The organism is Anaerolineales bacterium, from assembly GCA_022866145.1.
In the GTDB taxonomy this organism is placed as follows: Bacteria; Chloroflexota; Anaerolineae; order Anaerolineales; family E44-bin32; genus PFL42.
Genome location: JALHUE010000294.1, coordinates 1 through 6694, shown reverse-complemented (window position 1 = coordinate 6694; position 6694 = coordinate 1). Strand labels below are relative to the sequence as shown.

At 65.6% G+C, this 6694-nt stretch carries 1 protein-coding gene; it reads left to right on the top strand.

Going from position 1 to position 6694, the window contains the following annotated elements; all coding sequences use genetic code 11:
* Nucleotides 1-137: 137 nt before the first annotated feature.
* The coding region (locus MUO23_09060) for a hypothetical protein (GenBank protein ID MCJ7513104.1) at nucleotides 138-6694 on the top strand (6557 nt) is incomplete at its 3' end.

Genomic DNA, 6694 nt, shown 5'->3' with positions numbered 1-6694 from the left:
TGCCGGAGATCGAAGAGCACGCACGCCGCTTGGCCGCGGACCATCAGCTTGACTCTCAGGCGAGGCCCAGTCAAGAGCTGCTCGCTCAGCTGACCGGCAACTGGCACTGGATCCATCAGGCGAGCCAGGACCTGGCATTGGCCGGGCCCATGGAGCAGCAAGCTTCTCCCACCGCGGAGTGGATCCTCGACAATGAGTACATTGTAGAGAGCAATGCCCGCGATGTAGAACGCAATCTCCCGGCGCGCTTCTACCGTGAGCTGCCCGCCTTGAAGAACAGCTCAGCCGCGGGCCGGCCTCGCGTCAGCACCCTGGCTCAAGAGCTGGTCTCCCACACTGATCTCCGCCTTGAGCACGAGCACCTCCGCGCCTTCCTCGAGGCCTACCAGTCGATCCACCCACTGACCATCGGTGAGCTGTGGGCTTTCCCCCAGATGCTGCGCGTTGCCTTGATCGAAAGCATTGCTCATCTCGCCACCCGGGCACTGGCGGAGTTGCGGGAACGGGAGATTGCGGACTTCTGGGCCAATCGGCTGATGACGACCAGCCGCCGCGAGCCCAGCCAACTGTTCGCCATGATGGCCGAGTTGACCCGCGTCCAGGCCGCGCCCACCCCGTACTTCGCCTCCCAGCTGATCGGCCATCTGTACGATGAGGAAGATGCGTTGGCACCGGTGCAGTCGTGGCTCGAACGAGCCTACCACCGGCCGTTGGCCGAACTGACTTCGCGGGAAACCACCCGCCAGAGCCGCGATCAGATTCTCATCGGAAATGCCTTCACCAGCCTGCGTCAGCTGGCCCTGGTGGACTGGCGGCAGGTCTTCGAGGACCTGAGTCACGTCGAGCGGACGTTGCGCCTTGATCCGCTGGGGGTGTACAGCGGAATGGACTTCGAGACCCGGGACCGGTACCGGCAGGCGGTCGAACAGCTGGCGCGCGGCGCAGGCTTGTCGGAGGTTCACCTCGCCGGTCTGGTCGTGGAGCATGCTTCTCGCGCAGCCGCCCAACCCGATTCAGACCGCCGGCTGGCGCACATCGGCAGCTACCTGATCGGCGACCGAAGGGCAGAGTTCGCCCAGGCAGCCGGCAGCCGCAGGCCACTCCGGATTCGGCTCCTCGGATGGGTATACGCTCACTCCGCCCGGCTCTACGCCGCCGGCGCCGCAGGGCTGACGGCTGCAGTGCTGGTCGTCTTCGCCGCCCTCGGCCTTGCCGGCCTTCCATCTGGGCAACGCTTCGCGATCGTCCTTCTGGCATTGATCCCGGCCAGCCAGCTTGCACTTCAGGCCGTGGACTACCTCGTCACGCGTCTGCTCCCACCCCGCACGCTGCCCAAGATGAGCTACCAGGCCAGCGGGATCCCAGACGAGTTCCGCACCCTGGTCATCGTGCCGGAGATGCTCGTCTCGCCGGAGCAGATCCGGTCGATGGTCGAGAAGCTCGAGGTTCGCTCCCTGGCGAACCAGGACTCCAATCTTCTGTTCGGCTTGTTCACGGACTTTGCCGACTGCGATCGGGCGCATGACGAGGAGGACGATCGGCTGCTTCAAACGGCCGTAGAGAACGTCCAGGCGCTCAACCACCGCTACCCTGTGGGGCGCTTCTTCCTGCTACACCGCCAGCGTCGCTGGAGCGACTCGGAGCAGAAGTACATCGGCTGGGAACGCAAACGCGGCAAACTAGAGGAACTCAACCAACTGATCGACGGCACCCGGCCGGCCGATGCCCCGCAACTCGTGCACGTCGGGGAACCCGAGCGGCTGGCCAACGTGCGCTTCGTCATTACCCTGGATGGCGACACGCAGCTCCCCAGTGGCACCGCCCGTCGGATGATCGAGACCCTTGCCCACCCCCTCAACCTGCCTCGCCTCGATGCTCAGGGCCGGATCGCCTCCGGATCGCGCACGATCATCCAGCCTCGGGTCACGCCCTCTCTCCCCAGTTCGATCGCCACGCCGTTCACCCGCCTGTTCACTGACGCCGTGGGGATTGATCCCTACACCAAGGCCGTGTCCGATGTCAGCCAGGACCTGTTCGGCGAAGGCTCGTATCACGGCAAGGGCATCTACGATGTGCGTGCCTTCAGCCGCGCCCTCTCCGGCAGGTTCCCCGAGGGGCGCCTGCTCAGCCATGATCTGATCGAGGGCGCCCACGTTGGGGTGGGATTGGCGAGCGATATCGAGCTCCTGGACGAGTTCCCTCCCGACTACCTCGGTTACACCAGCCGGGAGCATCGCTGGATTCGCGGTGACTGGCAAATCGCAGACTGGGTCTTGCCGCGGATTCCACTCGCCGGGGGAGGCCATGGGCCAAACCCGCTCTCCGGCATCGGCCGCTGGAAGATCCTGGATAATCTGCGCCGCAGCCTGGTTCCCGTGTCTATTATCGGCCTGCTGGTTGCCTCCTGGCTGTTCGCCCCTCGGGCGGCACTGATCAGCGGCCTCCTGATCGCTCTGCTGCTGTTCCTCCAGCCTCTAATGCAACCGACCACCTGGCTGACAACGCGCCGCGGTTGGAGGAGCTTCTCGCTGGCCAAGATCGGCCACGATCTGGTGCGGACTATCGTCGAAGCGGCGCTCATCCTGAATCGCGCCGGGCTGGCGCTCGACGCCATCCTTCGCGTCGGCTACCGCCGCTGGATCTCGCACCGCGGACTACTGGAGTGGACCTCAGCCCAGGCCATGAAGTGGAGTGCGCCCACCCGGCTGCGGGCGTTCCTGCTTTCCATGGGCTTGGCCAGTCTGGTCAGCGGAGCCGCTGCCGCAGCTGTGCTGCTCCTGCAACCGGCGAGCTTGCCACTGGCTGCCTTCTGGCTGCTGCTCTGGTTCATCTCCCCGCTGTTCGGCTGGCTGCTCAGCCGACGACCAGAGCCCCGTCAGAAGCAGACGGCGCTTTCCGCAAACGACCGCGAGTTTCTGCGAGCCATCGCCCGCAGGACCTGGCGCTACTTCTCGCACTTTGTCGGCGCCGAAACGTCCTGGCTGCCGCCCGACAACTTCCAGGTTTCTCACAAGGAGCATCTGGCGATGCGGACCAGCCCGACCAACATCGGGCTGTGGATGCTGAGCAATCTGGCAGCCCACGACTTTGGCTACCTGACACCCGACGCGGTCGTCACGCAGCTGACGCAGACCATGGCGACGATCGCTCGCCTGGACCGCTACGAAGGCCACCTGCTGAACTGGTATGACATCCAGACCCTCACGCCGCTAGAGCCGCGCTACGTCTCGGCCGCGGACAGCGGCAACCTGCTGGCGGGACTGTGGTGTCTCCGGCAAGGGCTTGAGGAATTGGTCAGCGGGCCGCTGCTGCAGCCGAACGCCTGGGAGGGGCTGGGCGACACGTGGAACGTGATCGAGGACGAGAGCCGGGATAACCCAAGCGTGCGCCTCGGCTCGCAAGAGGCAGCTGCCCTCCGGCGGGCACTAGCCGCCATGCCCTCTGCCCCGCTCGAGACAATACGGGCTCTGCGAACGATCAACGCCATGGTCCATGGCTGGCTGGAACCCACGGCAGGAGCGGGAGAGGCCGGAGGCACACGGTTGCCCTGGGCGGTCGAGCTCGCGCGCCAGACGGCGGCCTGGGTGACGCTTGTCGACCGCTATCTGACCTGGATGGAGATTCTGAGCGAGAAAGATCATGATGAGCTAGCCACGCTGGGGCTTGAGGCCTTCCAGGCATTCCAGCAAGATCTGCAGCGCGTTCCGTCGCTCCGAGCACTCGCCGCGGGCGAAGTGCCGAGCCTGGCGGTCCTAAGCAGCCTGCGGCAGGAAGGATCGCCAGCGATCGAGCCGATGGCGGAGTGGCTTGACCGGCTGATACAGTCGTTTGATCGATCCAAGTGGCTGGCGGGCGAGATGCTGGCCCAAGCCGAGCAGTTGATCCAGGACACGGACCGGCTGGCCGACTCGATCAATATGTACTCCCTCTACGATCCGGCCCGCCGCCTGTTCGCCATCGGCTATAACGTCTCTACCGGTCGGCTGGACGGCGCCTACTACGACCTGCTGGCCAGCGAGGCACGCCTGGGAAGCTTCGCCGCCATCGCCGAGGGCAGCGTGCCGATCGAGCACTGGTTCGCGATGAGCCGCCCTTACAACCTCATCGGTCGCAGCCGAGTGCTGCTCAGCTGGACGGGCACGATGTTCGAATACCTGATGCCTCTGCTTCTCCAGCGCTCGGTTCCCAACTCCCTGCTCGACCGGGCCGTCCGAGATGCCGTCCGAGTGCAGATAGCCTACGGCCGGCGCCGGCGCGTTCCTTGGGGGATCTCGGAATGTGCCTATGGCGACCTGGATGCGGCCAGGACCTATCAGTACAAAGCTTTCGGCGTGCCCGATCTAGGTCTCAAGCGCGACCTCGCCCGGGAGTTGGTGATCGCCCCCTACGCCACCCTGTTGGCGCTGAGCGTGGCACCGCGGGAGACGGTAGTCAACCTCCGCCGCCTGGCGGATCTCCACCTGCTGAATGACTTCGGCTTCTTTGAAGCGGTGGACTTCACACGCCGGCCCGAGCGCAAGGGTGAACTGGGCGTGACCGTTCGGGCTTTCATGGCCCATCACCAGGGAATGGGACTGTTGGCATTGGCCAACGCCCTTCACGGCGAGCCCTTCCCCCGTCGCTTCCATGCCGAGCCGCGCGTGCGCGCCGTAGAGTCGCTGCTCCACGAGCGCGTGCCGACGTTGCCTCCGCTGCATCTGGTCTCGACGCGCGAACGCATCCCCACTGTCAAGAGCATCGCCGAGGCCGAGCCATCGGTCAGCAAGTTCGACACCCCGCACACCCCCACCCCCAAGACCCAACTGCTCTCCAATGGGCGCTATAGCCTGATGGTCAGCAACGCCGGCGGCGGCTACAGCCAGTGGGGGGATATCGAGCTTACCCGCTGGCGCTCGGATCGGACGCGGGATTCCTGGGGCACGTTCTGCTACCTGCACGATGCGGAGGCCGGCCGGTTGTGGTCGAACACCTATCAGCCCGTGGGTGGGAAGATCGAGGGCTATCATGCCCACTTCGCTCTGGACCAGGCGACTTTCCGCCGAGTGGATGGCGGGATCCACACCGAAACCGAGATCGTGGTCTCGCCGGAGGATGACGTCGAGATCCGGCGCCTGACGTTGGTCAACCGTACCCTGCGCACTCACCATGTTGACCTCACGAGTTACATTGAGCTCTCGCTTGCGCCGCACAACACCGACCTTGCCCATCCGGCCTTCAATAAGCTCTTCGTCCAGACCGAAGCCGTGCCCGATCCCGGCTGCTTGCTCGCCTTCCGCCGCCCCCGGGCGGAGGATGAGCCCGCGGTCTTTGTCGGACACCGCCTGACGGCCGACCCCCGCCTTGAGGCGGAGGGCTTGCGCTTTGAGACCGATCGTCGGCCGTTCATCGGGCGCGGGCGGTCGCTGGCCGCGCCGATGGGTGCCGAATACGAACCCGGCGACACGCAGGGCTACGTTCTCGATCCGATCCTCAGCCTACGGCGCACGATCATCCTGCCTCCCGGAGAACGCCGCCAGGTGTCACTGGTGCTGGCGGCCGGCGGCAGCCGTGAAGCCGTGCTCCAGCTCATGGTCAAGTACGGCGATCCCCAAGCCATTGAGCGGGCGATGGACGTCGCCTGGGCTTCGGCCCAGCTCGAACTCCGACTGCTGCGAATCCAGCCGGATGATGCACGCCGCTTCCAGAAACTGGCCAGCCATTTGCTGTACCCCGGTCCCACCTTCCGGGCCAGCGCCGAACGCTTTGAGGAGCGGAACCGGAAAGGGCAAGCTGGTCTGTGGGCCTATGGGATCTCGGGCGATCTGCCGATTGTTCTGATCACGATCGGCGATGTCCACGACATCCCTCTAGTGCGGCAGATGCTGCAGGCGCACGCCTACTGGCGAAGCCAAGGCCTCAAGGCTGACCTGGTCATCTTGAACGAAGAGGCTGGCGGTTATGACCAGCCGTTGCACGAGCGGCTCGATACGCTGATCCGCGTCCACGCCCCGGAGGCCGAGGTCGACCAGCCGGGCGGCGTTTACCTGCGCAGCGCCGACCAGATTCCTGAGGAGGACCAGCGCCTGCTCATGGCCGCCGCTCGCGTGGTGCTGGTCGCCGCCCGAGGATCTCTTGCCCAACAGCTTGGTGTACCGGCGGAACTGCCCGAGCCTCCGTCGCCGCTGACCGGCAGGCCCGCCCCGCGCGAGCCTTCGGCTCCCCTGCCCTTCATGGAGCTTCCGTACTTCAACAGCCTGGGAGGCTTCACCCGGGATGGGCGCGAGTATGTCATCTACCTCGGACCCAACACGCATACGCCCGCACCCTGGGTCAACGTCATCGCCAACCCCGATTTCGGAGCGATCGTCAGCGAGACGGGCGCCGGGTATACCTGGTCCGGCAACAGCCAGCGCAACCGCCTGACCCCATGGTCGAACGACCCGGTGCTCGACCCGGCCTCCGAGGCGATCTACATTCGCGATGAGGAGAGCGGCGAGTTCTGGACGCCAACGGCCTCGCCGATCCGCCAGTCGACAGCCTATCGGGCCCGCCACGGGGCGGGCTACACCGTCTATGAACACAACAGCCACGCCATCGAGCAGGAGCTCACTGTGCTGGTGCCGGTGGAGGGCGGAGGTGGGCCGCCGATCAAGCTGCAGCGGTTGCGGATGAAGAACGATTCGTCGCGGCCGCGCCGGCTGTCGGTGACGACCTA